The 23,610-nt window shown below is 57.7% G+C and carries 24 protein-coding genes; 17 read left to right on the top strand and 7 right to left on the bottom strand.

Translation table 11 applies throughout. The features are described from left to right. Positions 1-7: 7 nt before the first annotated feature. Positions 8-1,390: an MFS transporter gene (locus BMF08_RS16350; protein ID WP_072568599.1), complete on the bottom strand. Its 1,383-nt coding sequence runs from the start codon at positions 1,388-1,390 to the stop codon at positions 8-10. A gap of 147 nt (positions 1,391-1,537) precedes the next feature. Between BMF08_RS16350 and BMF08_RS16345 the strand changes: the two genes are divergently transcribed. Continuing rightward, the gene (locus tag BMF08_RS16345) at positions 1,538-2,446 is read left to right on the top strand and encodes a LysR family transcriptional regulator (RefSeq protein WP_072568598.1); all 909 of its coding nucleotides are present in this window, start codon (positions 1,538-1,540) and stop codon (positions 2,444-2,446) included. A 41-nt stretch (positions 2,447-2,487) separates the two neighbouring features. After that, positions 2,488-2,832 carry an HNH nuclease YajD gene (gene yajD, locus BMF08_RS16340; protein ID WP_072568597.1) on the top strand — a complete coding sequence of 115 codons (345 nt, stop codon included), beginning with the start codon at positions 2,488-2,490 and terminating at the stop codon, positions 2,830-2,832. A 3-nt stretch (positions 2,833-2,835) separates the two neighbouring features. Here the strand turns inward: yajD and pspF are convergent, their stop codons facing one another. Next, the gene (gene pspF, locus BMF08_RS16335; protein ID WP_199775928.1) at positions 2,836-3,825 is read right to left on the bottom strand and encodes a phage shock protein operon transcriptional activator; all 990 of its coding nucleotides are present in this window, start codon (positions 3,823-3,825) and stop codon (positions 2,836-2,838) included. A 152-nt stretch (positions 3,826-3,977) separates the two neighbouring features. On the opposite strand from pspF, the gene pspA reads away from it, so the two are divergent. The 6 genes from pspA (at position 3,978) to BMF08_RS16305 (ending at position 8,129) form a co-directional block, all read left to right on the top strand. Further along, complete coding sequence (gene pspA / locus BMF08_RS16330) at positions 3,978-4,646, top strand: phage shock protein PspA (protein WP_072568595.1); 669 nt, start codon at positions 3,978-3,980, stop codon at positions 4,644-4,646. Between the two features lie 50 nt (positions 4,647-4,696). Continuing rightward, positions 4,697-4,921 (top strand): envelope stress response membrane protein PspB, encoded by a 225-nt coding sequence (gene pspB, locus BMF08_RS16325; protein ID WP_072568594.1) that lies wholly within the window; start codon positions 4,697-4,699, stop codon positions 4,919-4,921. After that, positions 4,921-5,280, top strand: a complete 360-nt coding sequence (pspC, locus tag BMF08_RS16320; protein WP_072568593.1) for an envelope stress response membrane protein PspC — start codon at positions 4,921-4,923, stop codon at positions 5,278-5,280. The genes pspB and pspC overlap by 1 nt, the downstream gene beginning before the upstream one ends. A 27-nt stretch (positions 5,281-5,307) precedes the next feature. Next, positions 5,308-5,550, top strand: coding sequence for a phage shock protein PspD (pspD, locus tag BMF08_RS16315; RefSeq protein WP_072568592.1), 243 nt, complete (start codon positions 5,308-5,310; stop codon positions 5,548-5,550). A gap of 129 nt (positions 5,551-5,679) precedes the next feature. Further along, a complete protein-coding gene (locus BMF08_RS16310) occupies positions 5,680-7,077 on the top strand; it encodes a YcjX family protein (RefSeq protein WP_072568591.1) in 1,398 nt (465 codons plus the stop codon). Further along, positions 7,074-8,129, top strand: coding sequence for a YcjF family protein (locus BMF08_RS16305; RefSeq protein WP_072568590.1), 1,056 nt, complete (start codon positions 7,074-7,076; stop codon positions 8,127-8,129). The genes BMF08_RS16310 and BMF08_RS16305 overlap by 4 nt, the downstream gene beginning before the upstream one ends. Position 8,130: 1 nt before the next feature. On the opposite strand, the gene BMF08_RS16300 is transcribed toward BMF08_RS16305, so the two are convergent. Continuing rightward, complete coding sequence (locus tag BMF08_RS16300) at positions 8,131-8,910, bottom strand: SDR family oxidoreductase (protein ID WP_072568589.1); 780 nt, start codon at positions 8,908-8,910, stop codon at positions 8,131-8,133. Between the two features lie 97 nt (positions 8,911-9,007). Here BMF08_RS16300 and BMF08_RS16295 point away from each other — a divergent pair, with 97 nt between their 5' ends. Both BMF08_RS16295 and tyrR read left to right on the top strand, forming a co-directional pair. Next, the gene (locus tag BMF08_RS16295; protein ID WP_072568588.1) at positions 9,008-9,910 is read left to right on the top strand and encodes a LysR family transcriptional regulator; all 903 of its coding nucleotides are present in this window, start codon (positions 9,008-9,010) and stop codon (positions 9,908-9,910) included. A gap of 129 nt (positions 9,911-10,039) precedes the next feature. Then, positions 10,040-11,581: a transcriptional regulator TyrR gene (tyrR, locus tag BMF08_RS16290; RefSeq protein WP_072568587.1), complete on the top strand. Its 1,542-nt coding sequence runs from the start codon at positions 10,040-10,042 to the stop codon at positions 11,579-11,581. 70 nt (positions 11,582-11,651) lie between these two features. Here the strand turns inward: tyrR and tpx are convergent, their stop codons facing one another. Then, a complete protein-coding gene (gene tpx, locus BMF08_RS16285; protein WP_072568586.1) occupies positions 11,652-12,158 on the bottom strand; it encodes a thiol peroxidase in 507 nt (168 codons plus the stop codon). A 117-nt stretch (positions 12,159-12,275) separates the two neighbouring features. On the opposite strand from tpx, the gene ycjG reads away from it, so the two are divergent. Then, positions 12,276-13,241: an L-Ala-D/L-Glu epimerase gene (gene ycjG, locus BMF08_RS16280; RefSeq protein ID WP_072568585.1), complete on the top strand. Its 966-nt coding sequence runs from the start codon at positions 12,276-12,278 to the stop codon at positions 13,239-13,241. Here the strand turns inward: ycjG and mpaA are convergent. Next, the gene (gene mpaA, locus BMF08_RS16275; RefSeq protein ID WP_072568584.1) at positions 13,232-13,945 is read right to left on the bottom strand and encodes a murein tripeptide amidase MpaA; all 714 of its coding nucleotides are present in this window, start codon (positions 13,943-13,945) and stop codon (positions 13,232-13,234) included. The genes ycjG and mpaA overlap by 10 nt on opposite strands. A 159-nt stretch (positions 13,946-14,104) precedes the next feature. Between mpaA and BMF08_RS16270 the strand changes: the two genes are divergently transcribed. Continuing rightward, entirely contained in the window at positions 14,105-15,721 is a 1,617-nt protein-coding gene (locus BMF08_RS16270) for a peptide ABC transporter substrate-binding protein (RefSeq protein ID WP_072568583.1), read from the top strand. Positions 15,722-15,747: 26 nt separating this feature from the next. On the opposite strand, the gene BMF08_RS16265 is transcribed toward BMF08_RS16270, so the two are convergent. Then, positions 15,748-17,328, bottom strand: a complete 1,581-nt coding sequence (locus BMF08_RS16265) for a sensor domain-containing diguanylate cyclase (protein WP_072568582.1) — start codon at positions 17,326-17,328, stop codon at positions 15,748-15,750. Positions 17,329-17,922: 594 nt separating this feature from the next. Here BMF08_RS16265 and BMF08_RS16260 point away from each other — a divergent pair. The 4 genes from BMF08_RS16260 to dbpA all read left to right on the top strand — a co-directional run bounded on the left by BMF08_RS16260 (position 17,923) and on the right by dbpA (position 21,896). Next, a complete protein-coding gene (locus tag BMF08_RS16260) occupies positions 17,923-19,017 on the top strand; it encodes a methyl-accepting chemotaxis protein (protein WP_442778365.1) in 1,095 nt (364 codons plus the stop codon). A gap of 35 nt (positions 19,018-19,052) precedes the next feature. Continuing rightward, a complete protein-coding gene (gene zntB / locus BMF08_RS16255) occupies positions 19,053-20,036 on the top strand; it encodes a zinc transporter ZntB (RefSeq protein ID WP_072568580.1) in 984 nt (327 codons plus the stop codon). Positions 20,037-20,311: 275 nt separating this feature from the next. Then, a complete protein-coding gene (gene ynaL, locus BMF08_RS21260; RefSeq protein WP_199775927.1) occupies positions 20,312-20,461 on the top strand; it encodes a proline-rich small protein YnaL in 150 nt (49 codons plus the stop codon). A 61-nt stretch (positions 20,462-20,522) separates the two neighbouring features. Next, positions 20,523-21,896 carry an ATP-dependent RNA helicase DbpA gene (gene dbpA, locus BMF08_RS16250; RefSeq protein WP_072568579.1) on the top strand — a complete coding sequence of 458 codons (1,374 nt, stop codon included), beginning with the start codon at positions 20,523-20,525 and terminating at the stop codon, positions 21,894-21,896. A gap of 42 nt (positions 21,897-21,938) precedes the next feature. Here the strand turns inward: dbpA and ttcA are convergent, their stop codons facing one another. Further along, on the bottom strand, positions 21,939-22,874 hold the full coding sequence (ttcA, locus tag BMF08_RS16245) for a tRNA 2-thiocytidine(32) synthetase TtcA (protein WP_072569454.1): 936 nt from the start codon (positions 22,872-22,874) through the stop codon (positions 21,939-21,941). Between the two features lie 314 nt (positions 22,875-23,188). Between ttcA and BMF08_RS16240 the strand changes: the two genes are divergently transcribed. Then, positions 23,189-23,608, top strand: a complete 420-nt coding sequence (locus BMF08_RS16240; protein ID WP_072568578.1) for a translesion error-prone DNA polymerase V autoproteolytic subunit — start codon at positions 23,189-23,191, stop codon at positions 23,606-23,608. Positions 23,609-23,610 lie beyond the last annotated feature (2 nt).

Here is a 23,610-nt window from a genome sequence, read left to right as displayed (position 1 = left end):
AAACGCGTCACTTTCGCAGGCGGCTGACGCTGAACAGCAGCGCCACTGCCGTCGCCATCGCCGCCACCCACAAACTCAGGTGTACCGCCAGCGCATCACCGGACAGCGACAGCAGCACGCCGACCAGCGCCGCGCCCATACATTGTCCGAAGGTACGCACTATCGCCAGTACGCCTGAGGCATAGCCGCTGTTCTCCCGCGAGACGTTCGCCAGCATTTCCCGGTTGTTCGGGCTCTGAAAACAGCCAAATCCCAGGCCACACACAAAACTGCGCACGCCGATGTCCCACATCGGGGCGTGATCCGACAACAGCGCCAGCAGGACCAGTCCTGCGGCAAACACGCACAGCCCGACGGTGGAGATCAGCGCGGGGGAATGGCGATCTGCAAAACGTCCGGCGTGCGGCGCGGCCAGAATGATGCCCAGCGGCCAGGGGGTAAACAGCAGCGCCGATTCAAAGGCGCTGTAACCATAGAGGCTCTGGAATAAAAACGGCAGCGCGACAAAGGTCATCCCCTGGCTGACAAAAGACGCCAGCGAGGTGAGCGCCGCCAGAGAAAAACGCATTGATGAGAACATCGCCAGCGGCAGCAGCGGTTTTGGCGCCCGCTGTTGCCGCCAGACGAACAGCACGCCTGCGACAATGGCGAGCAGTCCGTATGCCAGGGCGGTTATCAGCATACCGTCGTCTTTCTCCGGCCGGGCAAAGGTGCTGGCGGTCATGATCAGCGCGCCGAGCATTATCGCCGACAGCAGCGCGCCCGCGGCGTCAAAGGGTTCGCGCTGCGGCGCTTTTTTGCCGGGGATCGTTCGCAGGGTTAACGCCAGGGCCATCACGCCGAGCGGCAGATTAACGGCAAACAGCCAGCGCCAGCTCAGCGTCGCCAGCAGCGTGCCGCCAAGCAGCGGGGCCAGCGCGGTGCTGGCGGCGATGAGCAACGCATGCAGCCCAAGAATGCGGCCGAGCAGCCGGTCGGGAAAGATGGAGCGCAGGATCGCAGGCGCGATGCTCAGGGTCGCGGCCCCGCCGATCCCCTGCACAATACGCCAGCTGGTCAGCGCCGTCAGGGAGGAGGACAGGGTGCATCCCAGCGAGGCCACCGTAAACAGGCCAAGCCCACAGGCAAACAGCAGACGAAAACCAAAGCGGTTCGCCAGCGCGGCGAAAATCGCCAGCGTCATCGCCGCCGCCAGCAAATAACCGTTCGCCACCCACACCGCCGCCGGGGCAGCAACCTTAAGCGCAGCGGCGATCTGCGGCAGGGCGATATTCACCATTGATCCGTCAAACACCGCCATGGTGGTGGAGGTCATCACCGCCGCCATTGCCAGCGCACGCGGGCGTCCGGGTAAGCCTTCGTCGCCCGCTTTGTCAGAAAAGAGTTCCATCATATTCACCTTGTTAAGCGCATTGTCATCTGCTGACAGCCTACCGGCGTACCACACCCGGCGGAAGACGCAGCAATTGCAGTTATAACCTGCACCGGACGCCTGTTATAGTGCGATTGATGAGCGGGGAAATAAGGAAAGGCTGACATGAACCAACCGGATCTGAACTTGCTGATCGCCCTTGATGCGCTGCTGGCGGAAGCCAGCGTGGCGGGGGCGGCCCGGCGGCTTGGCCTCAGTGAATCTGCGATGAGCCGCACCCTCAGCCGCCTGCGGACGGTGACCGGCGATCCGCTGCTGGTGCGCGCCGGACGCCATATGGTGCTGACGCCCTATGCCGGTGCGGTGCGCGAGCGCACCCGGCAGACGGTGTTTGATGCGCTGGCCGTGCTGCGTCCGGCGGCGGAGAAGCTCGATTTAACCACTTACCGCCGCACCTTTACCCTGCGGGCTAACGACGGCTTTGTGGAGGCGTTCGGGCCAAAACTGATTGTCGCCGCCGCACAACAGGCCCCGCAGGTACGATTGTGCTTTGCGCCTAAGCTTGCGAAAAACGCCGCGCCGCTGCGGGAAGGGCAGATTGATCTGGAAATCGGCGTGCTTGGTGATATGGGACCGGAGATCCGCATTCAGGCGCTGTTCCGCGATCGTTTTGTCGGCGTGGTCAGACACGGGCATCCGCTGGCCGCGATGCCGGAAGTCAGCGTGGAAGAGTATATCGCCCACGGCCACGTGGTGGCGTCACGGCGCGGCAAGGCGGGCGGGCCGGTGGATGAAGCGCTGGCGGCGCTTGGCCTGGAACGCCATATCGCAGCCGTCGTGCCCGGCTTTCCGGCGGCGGTGGCGGTGGCCCAGGCGTCCGATCTGGTGGCGCTGGTGCCGGCCTCTTTTCTGATCCATCAGCAGGCGGCAAGGCTGCATACCTTTACGCTGCCGGTAGAAACCCGCCCGATCACCATTTCCCAGATGTGGCATCCCCGTATGGAAGCCGATGCCGGTCATCGCTGGCTGCGGGAGTTTGTGCGGGATATTTGCCGCAAACACGCCCCCGCCTGATATTATGGTGGTCTATCTCTGTGACCAAAAGGATTGCCGCGATGGCTATTATTCCGAAGAACTATGCCCGCCTGGAAGTGGATTACCGGGAACGTGCGTTAAAAATCTATCCGTGGGTGTGCGGCCGGTGCTCACGCGAATTTGTCTACTCAAACTTGCGTGAGTTAACGGTGCACCATATCGATCACGATCATACCAATAACCCGCCGGACGGCAGCAACTGGGAGCTGTTGTGCCTGTATTGCCACGATCATGAGCACTCGAAATACACCGAGGCGGATCAGTACGGCTCAACGGTGATCGCCGGGGAAGATGCGCAGAAAGATGTCGGCGAGGCGAAATATAATCCTTTCGCCGATCTGAAAGCGATGATGAATAAAAAATAGCCCTTACAGCGCGTGCTTTTTCAGCAGCGCGCGCAGCTGGTGGTAAGTCAGTCCCAGCAGTTCCGCCGCGCGTTTCTGATTAAATTTCGCCTGTTGCAGGCTGCTTTCCAGCAGCGCTTTCTCCTGGGATTGCTGAAACTGCCGCAGATCCAGCGGCAGGGCGGGCAGCGCTTCGCTATCCGTCGTTGACCTGACCGGCGACGGGGCGCGGTGAAAGGGATCGATAATTATCTCGTCAAGGGGCGTATCGCTGCTGCCGTGGCGGTACACCGAGCGCTCGACAACGTTTTTCAGTTCACGAATATTCCCCGGCCAGCGGTAGCCCAGCAGCGTGTCGCGGGCGCGTTCGGTAAAGCCCGGAAACAGCGGCAGCCCCAGCTCGCGGCACATCTGAATGGCAAAGTGATCGGCCATCAGCATGATGTCGCTTTGCCGTTCGCGCAGCGGCGGCAACTGCACCACATCAAAGGCCAGCCGGTCGAGCAGGTCGGCGCGGAAGGTTTCATTCTCCACCATCTGCGGTAAATCGGCGTTAGTGGCACACACCAGCCGCACGTTCACCTGTAACGGACGGCTGCCGCCGACGCGCTCCAGCTCGCCGTATTCGATCACGCGCAGCAGTTTTTCCTGCACCAGCATTGGCGCGGTCGCCAGCTCATCGAGAAACAGCGTGCCGCCGTCGGCGCGTTCAAAGCGTCCCGGATGGCGTTTCTGCGCGCCGGTAAAAGCCCCGGCTTCATGGCCGAACAGCTCGGTATCCAGCAGATTTTCATTCAGCGCGGCGCAGTTAAGCGAAATAAAGGGCCCGTCCCAGCGGGAAGAGAGAAAGTGCAGGCGGTTGGCTATCAGCTCCTTGCCGGTACCGCGCTCGCCGATGATCAACACCGGTTTATTCAGCGGCGCCAGACGGGAAACCTGCTCCAGCACATCGATAAAGCTGTTTGCTTCGCCAAGAAGATTATCTCTGTATTCCGCCATGATGAAATTCGCCACTGGTTGGTGTATTTCACCACTCTAACCCATTTCACCGCTGCGGTAAAATTAATCATTTCCTTTATTATCATTAACATAAAAAGCTGGCACGGGAATTGTATTACTCAATCAGCAGGGCCTGGCCCGATAACAGAAAATATGAGGACTGAATTATGGGTATTTTTTCTCGTTTCGCCGACATCGTGAACGCCAACATCAACTCACTGCTTGAGAAGGCTGAAGACCCGCAAAAATTAGTGCGTCTGATGATCCAGGAAATGGAGGACACGCTGGTCGAAGTACGCTCCACCTCAGCCCGTGCGCTGGCTGAAAAGAAACAGCTGTCACGCCGTATTGAACAGGCCACCGCCCAGCAGGCAGAGTGGCAGGAAAAAGCGGAACTGGCGCTGCGTAAAGAAAAAGACGATCTGGCCCGTGCGGCGCTGATCGAAAAACAGAAATTAACTGACGTGATCGCCACCCTCGAACATGAAGTGACGCTGGTGGATGATACGCTGGTGCGCATGAAGAAAGAGATCGGCGAGCTTGAGAACAAACTCAGCGAAACCCGCGCCCGCCAGCAGGCGCTGACGCTGCGCCACCAGGCGGCCAGCTCGTCCCGTGATGTGCGCCGTCAGCTCGACAGCGGCAAAATCGACGAAGCGATGGCGCGTTTTGAATCTTTCGAGCGTCGTATCGACCATATGGAAGCCGAGGCGGAAAGCCATGCTTTCGGTAAGCAGAAATCGCTGGATCAGGAGTTTGCGGAACTGAAAGCCGACGACGCCATCAGCGAGCAGCTGGAACAGCTGAAAGCGAAAATGAAGCAGGATCTTCAATAATAATGACAAGGCGCCTGAGCGCGCCTTCACCTCACCTGTAAGGAGTACACATGAGCGCGCTGTTTCTGGCTATTCCCCTGACGCTGTTTATTTTGTTCGTGCTGCCCATCTGGCTGTGGCTGCATTACAACAACCGGTCGTCCCGCAACGCGCTGTCGCAAAGCGAACAGCAACGCCTGGCGCAGTTGAATGCCGACGCACAACGTATGCGCGAACGTATCCAGGCGCTGGAATCTATCCTGGATGCTGAACATCCGAACTGGAGGGATCGCTGATGGCTGGATTAGATCTGAATAAAAAGCTCTGGCGTATGCCGCAGCAGGGCATGGTGAAAGGGGTCTGCGCCGGCGTGGCGCACTACTTCGACGTGCCGGTCAAACTGGTTCGCCTGATCACCGTGCTGGCGATGTTTTTCGGGCTGTTTTTCTTTGTGGTGGTGGCCTACATCATCATGACATTCATGCTTGACCCGATGCCGGATAATCTGGCCGACGGCGAGGCGGTGCCCACCAGCGGCGAATTGCTGGATGCGGTCGATGCCGAGCTGGCCGCGGGCGAGAAGCGTCTGCGCGACATGGAGCGCTATGTCACCTCTGACACCTTCTCCCTGCGCAGCCGTTTTCGCCAGCTATAATTAACTGTTTAACGAATGAGGTTTCTGATGGCGCGTAATTGGCAACAGGCAGGACAAAAAATGAAACCCGGTCTGAAAATCGCCGGAAAACTGGTGCTGTTGACAGCGCTGCGTTACGGTCCGGCCGGTGTGGCAGGGTGGGCGGTGAAATCCGTTGCCCGTCGTCCGGCAAAAATGTTGTTGGCGCTGGTGCTGGAACCTTTGCTGTCACGCATGGCGCGCAAAGTTTCCGCCCGTTTTAACAACAAACCTGTTAAACCCGTTCGTTGACGGCTTTTGTCGGGGTGAAGCCTTTCATCCCGACCTCTCAATTCCCCCGTTTTTAATGGCATACTGCCTCTCATGTAGTGAAACCTTCTGATCTGTACGTTCTGGATCCCTCATGCAACCTGGATGCTTATGAACAGAATAAAAAAAGAATTCAGTGCTCTGGTAAATCGCGGCGTGGATCGCCATTTGCGGCTGGCGGTTACCGGTCTTAGCCGCAGCGGGAAAACCGCTTTTATAACCGCTATGGTCAATCAGCTGTTAAATGTTCACAACGGCGCGCGTCTGCCGCTGCTCAGCGCCGTGCGTGAAGAACGGCTGCTTGGCGTGAAACGGGTGCCGCAGCGGGATTTTGGCATTCAGCGCTTCACCTATGATGAAGGCATCTCCCAGCTTTACGGCACGCCGCCGGACTGGCCGACGCCGACGCGCGGTGTCAGTGAGATGCGCCTTGCGCTGCGCTATCGTTCTAATGACTCCCTGCTGCGCCATTTTAAAGACACGTCCACGCTGTATCTGGAAATCGTCGATTATCCGGGGGAATGGCTGCTGGATCTGCCGATGCTGGCGCAGGATTACCTGACCTGGTCGCGACAAATGACCGGTTTGTTACAGGGTCACAGAAAAGAGTGGTCTGCCCGCTGGCGGCAACTGTGCGACGGTCTCGATCCGCTGGCGCCCGCCGATGAAAACCGCCTGGCGGAAATCGCCGCCGCCTGGACCGACTATCTGCACCAGTGCAAACAGCAAGGGCTGCATTTTATTCAGCCGGGACGTTTTGTGCTGCCCGGCGATATGGCGGGTGCCCCCGCGCTGCAATTCTTTCCGTGGCCGGACGTGGACGCCAGCGGCGAAGCGAAACTGGCGCAGGCGGATAAAAGCACCAACGCCGGTATGCTGCGCGAGCGCTTCAACTACTACTGCGAAAAAGTGGTTAAAGGATTTTATAAAAATTACTTCCTGCGCTTTGACCGGCAAATCGTGCTGGTCGACTGTCTGCAACCGCTGAACAGCGGGCCGCAGGCGTTTAACGATATGCGCCTCGCGCTCACGCAGTTAATGCAGAGTTTTCATTACGGACAGCGCACGCTGTTCCGCCGTCTGTTCTCGCCGGTGATCGACAAACTCCTGTTCGCCGCCACCAAAGCCGACCATGTGACCCTCGACCAGCACGCCAATATGGTGTCGCTGTTGCAGCAGCTGATCCAGGACGCCTGGCAAAACGCCGCCTTTGAAGGCATCAGCATGGACTGCATGGGGCTTGCCGCCGTACAGGCGACGCAAAGCGGGCTGATTGACGTCAAGGGCGAGAAAATTCCCGCCCTGCGCGGCAACCGGTTAAGCGATGGCGCGCCGCTGACGGTCTATCCCGGCGAAGTCCCGGCGCGGCTGCCGGGACAGGCGTTCTGGGAAAAGCAGGGCTTTCAGTTTGAGGCGTTTCGCCCGCAGGTCATGGATGTGGACAAACCGCTGCCGCATATCCGTCTGGATGCGGCGCTGGAGTTTTTAATAGGAGATAAACTGCGATGAATGAACCTTTAAAACCGCGCATCGACTTTGCCGGTCCGCTGGAATCAGAGCAGGCTGAGACGTTCAAAACCGCGCAGACGTTTGCCGGGCCGGAAGCCGATAATTTCGCCCCAGCCGTCACCGATGACACGCTACTCGTGGATGACAAACCGGAAGCGGTGATCGACGCGGCGCTGCGTCCGCGCCGCAGCCTGTGGCGTAAAATGGTAATGGCCGGTCTGGCGCTGTTCGGCGCAAGCGTGGTCGGCCAGGGCGTACAGTGGACAATGCATGCCTGGCAGACGCAGGACTGGGTGTCGCTCGGCGGCTGTGCCGCCGGCGCGCTGATTATCGGTGCCGGCGTCGGATCGGTGGCCACTGAATGGCATCGGCTGTGGCGGCTGCGCGAGCGGGCGCAGGAGCGGGATGAAGCGCGCGATCTGCTGCACAGCCACGGCGCGGGCAGGGGCCGGGCTTTCTGCGAAAAACTGGCGCAGCAGGCGGGCATTGATAAATCCCATCCGGCGCTCCAGCGCTGGTACGCCGCCATTCATGAAACCCAGAGCGATCGCGAGATCGTCACCCTGTATGCCCATCTGGTGCAGCCGGTGCTTGATGCCCAGGCGCGGCGGGAGATCAGCCGCTCGGCGGCGGAATCCACCCTGATGATCGCCGTCAGCCCGCTGGCGCTGGTGGACATGGCGTTTATCGCCTGGCGCAATATCCGGCTGATCAACCGCATCGCACGGCTGTACGGCATTGAGCTGGGGTATTACAGCCGTCTGCGCCTGTTCCGCCTGGTGCTGTTGAATATCGCCTTCGCCGGGGCCAGTGAACTGGTGCGGGAAGTTGGCATGGACTGGGTGTCGCAGGATCTGGCGGCGCGGCTTTCCGCCCGTGCCGCGCAGGGGATCGGCGCGGGGTTACTCACGGCGCGTCTGGGTATTAAAGCGATGGAACTGTGCCGCCCGCTACCGTGGATCGACGATGACAAACCGCGCCTTGGCGATTTCCGCCGCCAGTTAATCAGCCAGATGAAAGAGACGCTGCAAAAGGGGAAAACGGCGGCCTGATTTACGCCGTCGGGATGGTGCCGCCGTCAATAACGTACTCGGTGCCGTTAATGGCGGCGGCGCGATCGGAGGCCAGGAACGCAATCAGGCTCGCGACTTCCCCCGGCCGCGTCGGACGTCCCAGCGGAATACCCCCCAGCGCATCCATAATGATTTTTTTACCGCCGTCATAATCAGTTCCTGCCTGCATTGCCAGCCGTTCCGCCAGACGTACAGCAGCTTCGGTTTCAATCCACCCCGGCGACACGCTCACTACCCGCACGCCTTTCGGCGATATCTCTTTGGACAAACTTTTGCTGTAGACAGACAGCGCAGCTTTCGCAGCGGCGTAAGCGGTGGTGGCCTCCGGTAATGGCAATGTGCGCTGAATAGACGAAACATGAACGATCACACCGCTGCCCTGACTCACCATGCCCGGCGCCAGCAGACGATCCAGCCGGACGGCAGGGAAAAGATTGAGCGCCAGCTCCCGCTGCCATTGCGCGTCGTCAAGCGCTGCAAACCCTCCGGCTGGCGATGAGGAGCCGCCCAGCATATGCACGATGACGTCCACGCCCCCCAGCCGTTGCTGCACCGCCTCTGCCAGCCGGGCGCAGCCCGCTTCGGTGGTGAGATCGGCGGCGACAAACAGATCGCTCGCCTGGTCGTCCGGATGATGGCGGGCGCAGGTCATCACCTGCGCGCCCAGCTCGCGAAACAGCGCTACGGTAGCCGCGCCTGCGCCTTTAGTGCCAGAGGTGATCAGGACGCGTTTGTCAGTCAGTGCCAGAAAATCATGCATACGTTTTTCTCCTGTAGTGTGTCCGTTCACTTTAAGAAGGCTTTATAATTTAAACAATCGGGACAAACCGGGATGCCGTGATGAAAGGAGCGGGATAATGTCACGTATTGCACTGTCAGATCTGGACGCAGTGATGGCTATTGCCCGCCGGGGAACATTCCGGGCGGCGGCTATTGAACTGGGCGTATCCACCACGGCACTGAGTCATATGGTGGCAAAATTCGAGGCCACTCTTGGTGTGCGGCTGTTTAATCGCACTACCCGCAGCGTGGCGCTGACCGATGCCGGGCATCTTTTTATTGAGCGCATGGGACCGTCATTGCAGGGCGTGCATGACGCGCTGGACGCGGTGCGCTCCCGGCGGGAAACCCCGACGGGCGTGTTGCGCATTAACGCGCCGCCCTTTGCCGCCCGTACGCTGCTCAACAACATTGTGCTGGAGTTTTTGCGCCGCTTTCCGGAGATGCATGTGGATCTGGTCACCGAAGGCAAACTCGTCGACATTGTGGCGGAAGGCTTTGATATTGGCGTGCGCGTCGCCGATTTGATCCCCGCTGATATGATTGCCGTCTCGCTGGGGCAACCGCAGCGCTTTGCGGTGGTGGCGTCCCCCGCCTATCTGGCCCGACATCCCCGTCCCCTCAAACCCATGGATTTACTGGCGCACTCCTGTATTCGGGTACGTTTACCCGATGGATCTCTGTATCGCTGGCATCTGGAAAAGCAGGGCGAGGTCGTGCTGCCGGAGGTGCGCGGGCCGCTAACGCTGGACGAGGCCTCGCTGGTGCGGGCGGCGGTATTGCAGGATGTCGGCATCGGCTTCTTTCTGGAACAGGACATTATTGATGACCTGCGCGCCGGACGGCTGGTGCGCCTGCTGGAGGAGTGGACGCCGCCGTTTCCCGGATTGTGTCTCTATTATCCTGGACGGCGTCATCCCTCGGCGGGGCTGGCGGCCTTCCTCGCGCTGGCCCGTGAGCTGACGCAGAACATGCCCTGAACCTATAACTTTACGCCTGAGTGCCTGTTTTTCCGTCAGGCTGTCAATATTTGTTGACAGACAGCTTCCTGCCAGCCAATAAGTGGCTTATCATTTCATCATACGTTAACTATTCAGGGTGAAGCCCTCATGCGTCTGGAAGTGTTTTGTGAAGACCGCCTTGGTCTGGCCCGCGAGCTGCTCGATCTGCTGGTATTACGCGGCATAGATCTGCGCGGTATCGAAATCGACCCTATCGGTCGCATCTACCTTAATTTTGCTGAACTGGAGTTCACCACCTTCAGCAGCCTGATGGCGGAGATCCGCCGTATCGCGGGCGTCACCGACGTGCGCACCGTACTGTGGATGCCGTCGGAGCGTGAACATCTGGCGCTCAGCGCCTTACTGGAAGCGCTGCCGGAGCCAGTGCTCTCGGTCGATATGAAATGCAAAGTGGAGCTGGCGAACCCGGCCAGTTGCCAGCTGTTCGCGCTTGAGCAGGCAAAGCTGCGCAACCATACCGCGATGCAACTTATCCCTGGTTTTAACTTCCAGCGCTGGCTGGAGGGGAATCCGCAGGCGTCCCACAACGAACATGTGGTGATCAACGGGCAAAATTTCCTGATGGAAATCACCCCGGTGCATCTGGAAGGCGAAGCGGGGACGCCGGTGCTGACCGGCGCGGTGGTGATGCTGCGTTCGACCATCCGTATGGGCCGCCAGCTGCAAAATATGACCACCCAGGACGTCAGCGCCTTCAGCCAGATCGTCGCCGTCAGCCCGAAAATGCGTCAGGTGGTGGATCAGGCCCGCAAACTGGCGATGCTTACCGCGCCGCTGCTGATCGTCGGCGATACCGGTACCGGCAAAGATTTGCTGGCGCACGCCTGTCATCTTGCCAGCCCGCGCGCTGCTAAGCCTTATCTGGCCTTAAACTGCGCCTCCATTCCGGAGGATGCGGTGGAAAGCGAACTCTTTGGTCACGCGCCGGAAGGCAAAAAAGGCTTCTTCGAGCAGGCAAACGGCGGCTCGGTGCTGCTGGATGAGATCGGCGAAATGTCGCCGCGCATGCAGGTCAAACTGCTGCGCTTCCTTAACGACGGCACGTTCCGCCGCGTCGGGGAAGATCATGAGGTGCATGTGGATGTGCGGGTAATTTGCGCGACGCAGAAAAACCTCGTGGAACTGGTGCAGAAAGGGTTGTTCCGGGAAGATCTCTATTATCGTCTGAACGTGCTGACGCTCAATCTGCCGCCGCTGCGCGATCGTCCGCAGGATATCATGCCGTTGACCGAACTTTTCGTGGCGCGTTTTGCCGATGAGCAGGGCGTGCCGCGCCCGAAACTGTCCGCTGAGCTGAATACAGTGCTGATGCGCTATGGCTGGCCGGGCAACGTTCGTCAGCTTAAAAACGCCATTTATCGCGCGCTGACGCAACTGGAAGGCTATGAATTACGGTCGCAGGATATTTTGCTGCCCGATTATGACGCCGGTAGCCTGGCCGTGGGCGAAGAGGCGATGGAAGGCTCGCTGGATGACATCACCAGCCGCTTTGAGCGTTCAGTGCTGACGCAGCTCTACCGGAGCTATCCGAGCACGCGCAAACTGGCGAAACGCCTTGGCGTATCCCATACGGCGATTGCCAATAAGCTGCGGGAATACGGCTTAAGCCAGAAGAAGGGCGAGGAGTAAGCGGGAAATGAGTGCCGGGTGTAATGGATAAGCCCGGCAAGCCTGCGCCGCCGGGCGAACTAACCTGAAATTACGCTTTCAGCGCAGCCAGCGCGGCGTCGTAATTCGGTTCGTTGGTGATTTCGTTCACCAGCTCGCTGAACAGCACGGTGTCGTTCTCGTCGATCACCACAACTGCACGGGCCGCCAGGCCTTTCAGTGCGCCTTCGGTGATGCCGATACCGTAGTTTTCCAGGAACTCTGCATTACGCAGGGTGGAAAGGGTGATGACGTTGCTCAGACCTTCCGCGCCGCAAAAACGGGAATGGGCGAACGGCAGATCCGCAGAGATGCACAGCACAACGGTGTCTTTCATCTCGGTGGCGAGCTGGTTGAATTTGCGCACGGACGCGGCGCAGACGCCGGTATCAATGCTCGGGAAGACATTCAGTACTTTGCGTTTGCCCGCGAACTGGCCCAGCGTGACATCCGTTAAATCTTTTGCCACCAGCGTGAATGCCGGCGCTTTGCTGCCAGCCTGGGGAATGGTGCCGGCAACAGCGACCGGATTGCCCTGAAAATGAACGAGTTGTGACATAAATAGCTTCCTGTTTACATATAGTTAACGTCGCGGCTAGTTTACGGGATTATTCAGGAACTCGGCAAACCTATTTTCATCACTATACTGTCCACATCGCGCCTGAGGAGTAACGGAATGAGAACCGTCAAGGTTTATGAAGAGAACTGGCCGCTGCATACGCCCTTTGTGATCTCGCGTGGCAGCCGCAATGAAGCGCGGGTGGTGGTGGTTGAACTGGAAGAGAATGGTGTGCGGGCAGTGGGCGAATGTACGCCCTATCCGCGCTATGGTGAAAGCGATGCCTCGGTGATCGCGCAAATCATGACCGTAGTGCCGCAGCTGGAAGGCGGGCTGACGCGTCAGGATCTGCAATCGCTCCTGCCGCCTGGCGCGGCGCGTAATGCCGTGGACAGCGCCCTGTGGGATCTGGAGGCGCGTCGCGCAGGACAGAATCTGATGGATCTCCTGCACGTGCCGCTGACGGGCACGGTGACCACCGCGCAAACGGTGGTGATCGGCACGCCGCAGCAGATGGCGGCCAGCGCGGCGGCGCTGTGGGAAAAGGGCGCGCGTCTGCTGAAGGTGAAACTCGATGATACGTTTATCAGCGAACGGCTGGTGGCGGTACGCTCGGCGGTGCCCGACGCCACCCTGATTGTCGATGCCAATGAGTCCTGGCACAGCGAAGGGCTGGCGGCACGCTGCCAGTTGCTGGCAGATCTGGGCGTAGCGATGCTGGAGCAGCCGCTGCCCGCCAGCGATGACGCCATGCTGGCGAATTTTATCCATCCGCTGCCCATCTGCGCCGATGAAAGCTGCCACACGCGCAGCTGCCTGCAAAATTTGCAGGGCCGCTATGAGATGATCAACATCAAGCTGGATAAAACCGGCGGCCTGACCGAGGCGCTGGCGCTGGCGGACGCCGCTTCAGCGCAGGGGCTGGGATTGATGCTCGGCTGTATGCTCTGCACCTCGCGGGCCATCAGCGCGGCGCTGCCGCTGGCGGGAAAAGTGCGTTTCGCCGATCTGGATGGCCCGACCTGGCTGGCGGTGGACGTGGAGCCGGGGCTGCGCTTCTCCACCGGTCAGCTTCACCTCTGAGGCGTCCAGCGCAGCAGATCCATCATCGCCTGCAAATAGATTTCGCTCGCCTCATCGTTTGAGATGGGCGGAAACTCGGCGGTGATGCAGTTCAGGCCAATGTCGGCGCACCAGCTGCCAAAAGAGCCGGGCGTTTCATAGCCGACGCTGGTGACGTGCGGCAGGGCGAACGCCTGCGCCAGCCACGCCCCCAGCTCGCTTTGCGCGGGATCTTCAATACAGGCCAGCGGATCGTGAAAGGTCACCACCCATGCCGGATGAATACGGTGGATCAACTGGCACAGCGCCTGCGTTTCCGGTTCGGAGCCGGGCGTCGTGCCGGTCTGTAATACCACATCCCGCGCCTCGGCGGCGCTGTTCCAGCGATACACCGTGTCCCCGGCCCGCCAGTTGGCCGCCGGAAAGTTGCGGTTCAGATCGACGCCGTTCGCATTGGCGCGTAAACCGAGCTGGCAGCCGTCCGGGTTCACCGCCAGCACCACATGATGGTGACGAAACTGCGGGCTTAACGTCCGCAGCGCGCATGACAGCGTAACCACGGCGGCATTTTCATCGCCATGGGTACCGGCAATGATCAGCCCGCTGTCCGACGAGGCCTGCGGCGCGGGAAACCAGATCAGCGGCGCCCCAAGCCCGGAGATGCCATAATGTTCCGTCAGCGGGGGAAAAGCCCCTCGTTCGGCGCGCGGAAGGGAAACGGACATAGACATCCTTACTCTGTCGGGTGATGGTTAAAAGTGTTAAGCAAAACACGATCCTTTTCAAATCGTTATTTTCTGAAGGGATATGTTTGCTTTCCCAGTTGTTAAAACAAATAATTACCTCATCTTTCGCCGGCCGGCACCTACTTTTGAGGGGATCTCATGAAACATTCCGTTTCGCTAACCTGTTGTGCGCTGTTGATGTGCAGCTTTTCGTCGCTTTCTGTTGCCGCCGAGGTGCCAGCGGGCGCAGTGCTGGCGAAAAAGCAGGTGCTGGTGCGCCACATTAAAGACGAGCCTGCATCACTGGATCCGGCTAAAGCCGTTGGCCTGCCGGAAATCCAGGTGATCCGCGATCTGTTCGAAGGGCTGGTGAATCAGAATGAGAAGGGCGAGCTGGTGCCCGGCGTCGCCACCAAATGGCAGAGCAACGATAACCGCGTCTGGACCTTTACTCTGCGCGACGATGCAAAATGGTCGGACGGCACGCCGGTGACCGCGCAGGATTTTGTCTACAGCTGGCAGCGGCTGGTCGATCCGAAAACCACTTCGCCATTCGCCTGGTTTGCGGCGCTGGCGGGCGTCAGCAATGCGCAAAACATCATTGACGGCAAAGCCACGCCGGACAAGCTCGGCGTCACTGCCGTTGACCCCCACACGCTGCGCGTTCAGCTTGATAAACCGCTGCCCTGGTTTGCCAATCTGACCGCCAGCTTCGCGTTTTATCCGGTACAGAAAGCGAATGTGGAGCAGGGCGCGGAGTGGACGAAGCCCGGCAAGCTCATCGGTAACGGCGCTTATGTATTAAAAGATCGCGTGGTGAACGAAAAACTGGTGGCGGTGCCGAACGTCAATTACTGGGACAATGCCCGTACGGTGATCCAGCAGGTCACTTTTGTGCCGATCAACCAGGAGAGCGCCGCCACCAAACGCTATCTGGCGGACGATATTGATATCACCGAATCCTTCCCGAAAAACCTCTATCAGAAGCTGATGAAAGACATTCCGGGCCAGGTCTACACGCCGCCGCAGCTGGGCACCTATTATTACGCCTTTAACACCCAGAAAGGCCCGACCGCCGATCCGCGTGTGCGTCTGGCGTTAAGCCTGACCATCGACCGCCAGCTGATGGCGGACAAAGTGCTGGGCACCGGCGAGAAACCCGCGTGGCATTTCACGCCGGACGTGACGGCCGGGTTTAAAGCTTCGCCATCGCCTTTTGCTTCCATGAGCCAGGAAGAGCGGAACGCGCAGGCGAAAACCCTGTTGCAGGCGGCAGGTTACGGCCCGCAGCGCCCGCTGGATCTGACCTTGCTGTATAACACCTCGGAAACGCACCAGAAAATCGCCATTGCGGTGGCGTCGATGTGGAAGAAAAATCTGGGCGTGGATGTGAAGCTGCAAAACCAGGAGTGGAAAACCTACATCGACAGCCGCAACACCGGCAATTTTGATGTGATCCGCGCGTCATGGGTGGGGGATTACAACGAGCCGTCAACTTTCCTGTCGCTGCTGGCTTCCAGCCATAGCGGCAATATTTCGCGCTTTAACGATCCGGCTTACGATAAAGTACTGAATCAGGCCGCGCAGGAAACCACTGCGGAAGCGCGTAATGCCGATTATAACGAAGCGGAAAAAATCATTGCCGAAAAAGCGCCGATTGCGCCTATCTACCAGTACAGTAACGGACGACTGATCAAACCCTGGCTGAAAGGCTATCCGATTAACAATCCGGAAGACGTGGCTTACACCCGCACGATGTATATTTTGCAGCACTGACAGACGCGGGCTGGCTTGCCAGCCCGTTATCCCGCCTGGTGAGGGTAAATCTCATCGCCTTTGCTGAACATCACGCGGTTGCGGCCGCTGGCTTTGGCATTATAAAGCGCCACATCCGCCCGCCGCAGCGCCGCTTCCATATCGTTACCTTCATCCTGCAAACTGACCACGCCGCCGCAAAGCCGCATCTTGTGCGTGTACGGGAAATCGGTGTTTTCCACCGTTTTACGGATACGCTCCGCCAGCGCGATGGCCTCGCTCAACGAGGTGTCCGGCAGGAAGATCACAAACTCCTCACCGCCGAAGCGATTAATAATGTCGCTCTCGCGGCAGACGGCTTTCAGCAATACCGCCAGGCTTATCAGCACCGCATCCCCGGCGTCATGGCCGTGCTCGTCGTTGATCACCTTAAAGTGATCGATATCCAGCGCCAGCAGGCAGTGGTGATCGCTGTGCCGGTAGCGGCGGGTCATCTCTCTGAAACCCCGACGGTTATACAGGCCAGTGAGCGGGTCGGTCATCGCCTCGTCGTTCAGCGCGCTGACCCGGTTGACCATCATCAGCACGTGGTGATACACCGCTTCCCGCAGATTCGCCGCCTCCGCATACCAGGCCTGGATCCCCGGCAGCGCTTTCAGCGTGCGGGTGCTGTCCTCTGAGCGCGTCAGTTCCGCCAGTTTTTCCAGCGGCGCGGAGATACGCGAGGAGAGCCAGGCCACCAGCGTGATCATCAGACTGATCAGCGTCAGCAGGATCCAGGTGGCGTTTTCCGCCGTCAGCGCCAGAATACGCTGCACATTATCTGAGGTACCGTAAATAAAAACATTCCAGCCGGTCGCCTTCAGGCTGGCATAGCCGAGCAGATATTCCTGTCCCTGATGAGTCAGTAAATATTTACCGCTCTGTTCGTGGATTAATTTATCTTTAAGATCAGGATTAACCGCGATATGGCCACCGACGAGGGACGGATCGTGGTTATAAATAACTTTGCCATCGTTACTGACAATACTCACCTGAGAATCATCTTCATAAAAATGCTGGCTGATAATATTGCTCAGCATACTCGGCTTTTTCAGATAGATAGAGCCGCCGACAAAGCCGAGATAATGTCCGTCAGCGGCATAAAGCGGCTGGGAGATAAACACCACATAATTTCCGGCAGCTGACATAAACGGACTGGAAATAAAGGGTTGTTTAAGGGCGATGGCGCGCCTGGTGGCGTCAGAGGTGAGCTTTTGCCCGACCAGCCCCAGACTTTCAGGCGAGGCGGCAGCCACCACCGCCTGGGAGGTGACGATCACCACCGAGTTAAAAAATCCGGATTGCAGGCGTAACCGTTCCGCTTCGCGATGCAGATTATCCTCATCGCGCAGCGTTTTGATTTGCTGTGCGCTGTAGGCCAGTTCGCGCTGCGCTGTGGAAAAGTAGCCGTCGGTGGTGTCCGCCAGTTTGCGCGCATAGGCGATATTGCTGCGCAGCAGGCTGTCCTCAATATTTTCTTTCTGTATGAGCCACAGCGTGCTGAGCAGAAGCAGGGAGGTCAGCGTGACGCTGCCCACAGAGAGGATGATCAATAGCGAACGAAGCCCGATTCTTTTTTTGGACATGCCGGTTGGTCGTCGATAGCAGGTAAAAGGGGCGCTATGTTAGCAAACCAGGCGCTAAAAAGCTGTTTGTTTATTAAGCGATTTTACCCTGTCCCGGCGGGAGGAGGCGCTGTAACAAAGCGGTCAAATAACAGATTATGCGCGCCGGAATTTTTGGCTGGCGTCAGCCTTTATCACCGAATTATTAAAAAGGCGCATTAGCTTTTGCGTTGCACATTATTTCTTCGCATTTAAGTGTGGCTACATTAAATTTCAGGGGCGGAGTGTGAAAGGACGCTAAATATTTCTTCATGCTTATCCCTGAGACAACCGCGCTGCGGCGTCAAACACGTTTATGCTACAGATGCAGTGTTATCCACTTATGAAAATATTTTAAGTAGTGAAAAATTATCCCTTGGGTAAAACTTTCCGCTATTAACGGCGAACATGATGCGCCTTAAAAATGAGAGTGAAAAAGGGTATTCCAGATGCTATAAAACTACTGAATCCCTCCCTGACGTATTAGCAGGCCTGTTTATGCTTAAACATATTAGTGTTCGAACCTTCATCATGTTATTCCTGCTGAGTACATTTGTTGTCATGGAAATAATAGTGATGGCCGTCTCAAAAGACGGCACCTTAATTACTCTGCTGGCTATTTTATCGCTGATAACGCTCGGTTTATTATGGGCATATATGACGTTTTATTTAGTCTCGCCGATCAATACCGTTAAAAAAAGCATCGATGAAGTCATCGCCGGTAACTTATCTATTACCATCCCGATTTTCGGTAACAACTGTGCGGGGCGGTTGATCCCGGGCATCAATCATCTTTCCAGTAACATCGCCACGCTGGTGCGGGAAATCCGCGCCTCCTCGCAGGCGGCCATGGATCTTTCCGGGCAGCTGCACTCCCGCAGCGCGGAGCTGGCGGTGAAAAGCGAAGAGCAGTCCGCCGCGCTGATCCAGACCGCTTCCAGCATGGAGCAAATGGCGGCCAGCACCAGAAATAACGCGGAAAACACCCGGCGCGCCACGCAGTACGCCAGCGAAGCCACCGGCAGCGCGCGCCGGGGCGGTGAGCTAATGGATCAAGTCTCGAACAATATGCAGTCCATTACCGACTGTGCGCAGCAGATGACCGACATTATCGCCATGATCGACGGCATCGCGTTCCAGACCAATATTCTGGCCCTTAACGCCGCGGTGGAAGCCGCCCGTGCGGGGGATCATGGTAAAGGTTTCTCGGTGGTAGCGGGAGAGGTCAGAACCCTTGCGCACCGCAGCGCCGAAGCCGCCAAAAGCATCAAATCGCTGATCGCGGTGACGACGCAAAACGTCAGCCAGGGCGCGCAGGTGGTCGAAGAAGCAGGTAAAAACATGCAGGAGATCGTCGCCGGGGCCGGGCAGGTGAGCCAGCTTATGGATGAGATTTCGGTTTCAACGCTGCAACAGGAAAAAGGTATCGCGCAAATCAGCCAGGCGCTGTCAGAGCTGGAAAAACTCACCCAAAGCAATGTCACTATGGTGGATGAGCTGTCCGGCTCGGCGGATGTGCTGAAAAGCCAGGTGCTTGAACTCCAGGGCAGAACGCGCAGTTTCCGGCTGGAAAACGCGCCGCAGCCAGTGGCGCAGGCAGGCGCGGCATTTCTCCATAAAATTCAGCGCACTGGCACCTTTTCTGATTGCTTAAGCCCGGCAGACAGCTAGACTGTTTTCATTACAGTGCTGAATGCGGAGGGGCCGTGGAGGCAATTAAGGGATCGGACGTTAACGTCCCGGATGCAGTCTATGCGTGGCTGCTGGATGGTAAAGGCGGCGTGACGACGCTGAGCGATGAAGACGTTATTGACGACAAGCATCCATGCTGGCTGCACCTCAACTATACCAATCAGGAGAGCGCGGCCTGGCTTGCGACCACGCCTTTGCTTCCCAACAACGTGCGCGATGCGCTGGCGGGCGACAGCCTGCGGCCGCGCGTCAGCCGCTTAGGCGAGGGGACGCTGATCACGCTGCGCTGCATTAACGGCAGCACCGATGAGCGCCCGGATCAGCTGGTGGCGATGCGTTTATATATGGATGAGCGGCTGATTGTCTCGACACGGCAGCGTAAAGTGCTGGCGCTGGATGACGTGGTGCACGATCTCCAGGAAGGCACCGGGCCGACGGACGTCGGCGGCTGGCTGGTGGATGTCTGCGATGCCCTGACCGATCATGCCAGCGAATTTATCGAAGTGCTGCATGACAAAATCATCGATCTGGAAGATAACCTGCTCGATCAGCAAATTCCCCCGCGGGGTTTTCTGGCTCTGCTGCGCAAACAGCTGATCGTAATGCGGCGCTATATGGCGCCGCAGCGGGATGTGTATGCCCGTCTCGCCAGCGAGCGTTTTCCGTGGATGAATGACGATCAGCGCCGCCGTATGCAGGATATTTCTGACCGGCTGGGACGCGGGCTGGATGAAATCGACGCCTGTATCGCCCGTACGGGCGTGATGACCGATGAGATCACCCAGGTGATGCAGGAGTCATTGTCACGACGCAGCTACACCATGTCGCTGATGGCAATGGTGTTTTTACCCAGTACCTTCCTGACCGGGCTGTTCGGCGTTAACCTCGGCGGCATTCCCGGCGGCGGCTGGCATCTCGGCTTTGCGATCTTCTGCCTGATGTTGGTGGTATTGATCGGCGGAGTTACCTGGTGGTTACATCGCAGTAAATGGTTGTAAATTTTAACCTTTTTAACAAAATGCAAACATGAAAAGGCCATCTTAGTTGAGCGAAATCAATAAAACGCCGGTTCATTCAGGGCACTATCTCTCCCGCAGGTGAATGCAACGTCAAGCGATGGGCGTTGCGCTCCATATTGTCTTACTTCCTTTTTTTGAATTACTGCATAGCACAATTGATTCGTACGACGCCGGCTTTAAAGAGTCGGCTTTTTTTTGCCTCTTTTCCGTGAGCTTCTACCCTTAAGGTGTGCTTCATTCACGCGGAGGTAACTATGTCCCGTCTCAATCTGTTTAATCCTGTTGATACGCTGCCCACCGACCCGATCCCCGTTGACCCGGTTCCGGTGCCCGATCCCATTCCCCATCCACAGCCTTTACCCGATCCGCCGCCGGACGAGGTGCCGATTAAATTGTCGCGTTGAGCGGGCAGATCTGAGAGGATACGCGCCTGCTGAACCTGGCCTTTTATCGCGAGAATATACTGTGACCGCTTTTTCTACCCTGAATGCTCTACCCGCCGCCCAGATCGAGAACCTGAACGAACTGGGCTATCTGACCATGACACCTGTCCAGGCAGCGGCGTTGCCCGCGATCCTTGCCGGGAAAGATGTCCGCGTGCAGGCAAAAACCGGGAGCGGGAAAACGGCGGCTTTTGGCTTAGGGCTGTTGCAGCACATTGACGCCAGCCAGTTTCAGACGCAGTCGCTGATTTTATGCCCGACCCGTGAACTGGCGGATCAGGTTGCCAGCGAACTGCGCCGCCTGGCGCGTTTTATGCCGAACATTAAGATCCTGACGTTGTGCGGCGGCCAGCCATTCGGCGCGCAGCGCGATTCGCTGCAACATGCGCCGCATATTATCGTCGCCACGCCGGGGCGTTTACTGGATCACCTGCAAAAGAACACCGTGGCGCTCGATCACCTGCAAACGCTGGTGATGGATGAAGCGGATCGCATGCTGGATATGGGATTCAGTGATGCCATTGACGCGGTGATTCGCTTTGCGCCCGCCTCGCGCCAGACGCTGCTGTTTTCCGCCACCTGGCCGGAGGCTATCGCCGCCATCAGCGGACGCGTGCAGCGCGATCCGGAAACTATCGAAATTGATACCGTCGACGATCTGCCTGCCGTTGAGCAGCAATTTTTTGAAGTTTCCCGCAACGGCAAAATCAGCCTGTTGCAAAAGCTGCTGAGCGAGCACCGCCCGGCGTCCTGCGTGGTATTCTGCAACACCAAAAAAGATTGTCAGGAAGTATGCGATGCGCTGAACGAAGCAGGGCAGGACGCGCTGGCGCTGCATGGCGATCTGGAGCAGCGCGACCGCGACCAGACGCTGGTGCGCTTTGCCAACGGCAGCGCCCGCATCCTGGTGGCGACCGACGTGGCGGCCCGCGGGCTGGACATCAAGTCCCTTGAACTGGTGGTGAACTACGAGCTGGCGTGGGATCCGGAAGTGCACGTGCACCGTATTGGCCGTACGGCGCGAGCCGGTAACAGCGGTCTGGCGATCAGCCTCTGCGCCCCGGAAGAAGCCCAGCGCGCCAATATCCTGTCTGAAATGCTGCAACTGAAGCTGAACTGGCTGAACCCGCCAGCAAACGTGAAAGTTGTGCCGCTGGAAGCGGAAATGGCGACGCTGTGCATTGATGGCGGTAAAAAAGCCAAAATGCGCGCCGGGGATGTGCTGGGGGCGATGACCGGAGATATGGGCATGGATGGCGCAGATATCGGTAAGATTACCATTCATCCGGCACATGTTTATGTGGCGGTGCGTCAGGGCGTGGCGCGTCAGGCGTGGAAGCAGTTCCAGAGCGGCAAAATTAAAGGCAAGACCTGCCGCGTACGTTTACTGAAATAAGCCTTAATGCCTCTCTGGCCATATGACCAGAGAGGCGCAACATCATTTCACTTCAACAACGTTAAGGCGCAGCTCATCGAGTTGAGCGTCTTCGTCTTCCGGCTGCCAGCCTACCGGTTGCAGCGGAATGGATTCACGATCGAAGGCCAGATCGCCGCCATCCACCACTTCAGCCCCCTGCGTAATACCTTTAAAATCAAACAGGTTAACGTCGTTCAGGTGCGATGGCACCACGTTCTGCATGGCGCTGAACATGGTTTCCAGACGGCCCGGATAGCGTTTATCCCAGTCGCGCAGCATGTCGCCAATCACCTGACGTTGCAGGTTCGGCTGCGAACCGCACAGGTTGCACGGAATAATCGGGTAGCCTTTCGCTTCGGCAAAACGCTCAATGTCTTTCTCGCGGCAGTAGGCCAGCGGACGGATCACAATATGCTTGCCGTCGTCGCTCATCAGCTTCGGCGGCATGCCTTTCATTTTGCCGCCATAGAACATATTCAAAAACAGCGTTTGCAAAATGTCATCGCGATGATGGCCGAGGGCGATTTTCGTGGCGCCCAGCTCGGTGGCGGTACGGTAAAGAATGCCACGACGCAGACGCGAACAGAGTGAACAGGTGGTTTTACCTTCCGGGATCTTCTCTTTTACGATGCCGTAGGTATTTTCCTCAACGATTTTATATTCGACGCCGAGCTGTTCGAGATATTCAGGAAGAATATGACCCGGGAAGCCAGGCTGTTTCTGATCGAGGTTAACCGCCACCAGCGAGAAATTGACCGGCGCGCTCTGCTGCAGATTGCGCAGGATCTCCAGCATGGTGTAGCTGTCTTTACCGCCTGACAGACACACCATAATGCGATCGCCTTCTTCAATCATGTTGAAGTCCGCAATGGCTTCACCCACATTGCGGCGCAGACGCTTCTGGAGTTTGTTCAGGTTATACTGTTCTTTTTTGTTAACTTCTTGATTTTGCGACATGTAATAGTGGCTCAGTTCGGATGATGGCATTTTATGGCATCCACCCTGGTGTTGGGTCAGATCCGCCGGGCACGATTGTAGCAATAAATTCGTCTGATTACTCCTTTCGCCGGAATACGCCGTCTCGTTCAAGAACTACGCAGTCACACGTCATCGTGAAAAATTTACACATATATCTAAATCATTAATTAATAATGAAATTTATCTTATAAAGCCAATTCTATGAGACTTTTCGGCTCAGGCAGGGACTTGATCAGCGTAATATATAAATCTACTGTATAAATACACAGTAAAAACAAATAAGGTGACTCACCATGAAGTGCTATCACCCTGCTGAACTGCGCGTGGTTTACGCGCTCCCTTTGTTCGGCGATCTTGTCCAGTGCGGTTTTCCTTCTCCCGCGCAGGATTATGTTGAAAAAACGCTCGATATGAATGAATGGCTAATTCAGCATCCCTCAGCCACTTATTTTGTCCGCGCTGCGGGCGATTCAATGATTGAAGGGGGAATTAGCGACGGCGATCTGCTGGTGGTGGATGCCTCGCTAAAAGCCGATCATGGCGATATTATTATTGCCGCCGTCGACGGCGAATTTACCGTCAAACAACTCCAGCTTCGTCCCGTCCTGCAACTTAATCCGCTCAACCGCGCCTATCGACCTATTCCCATCCTGAGCGAAGATGCGCTGGAAGTATTCGGCGTGGTCACCTTTATCGTAAAAGCGACACGCTGATT

The sequence above is a fragment of the Enterobacter sp. SA187 genome (assembly GCF_001888805.2).
Taxonomy (GTDB): domain Bacteria; phylum Pseudomonadota; class Gammaproteobacteria; order Enterobacterales; family Enterobacteriaceae; genus Enterobacter_D.
This window is presented reverse-complemented; position numbering and strand designations above follow the sequence as displayed.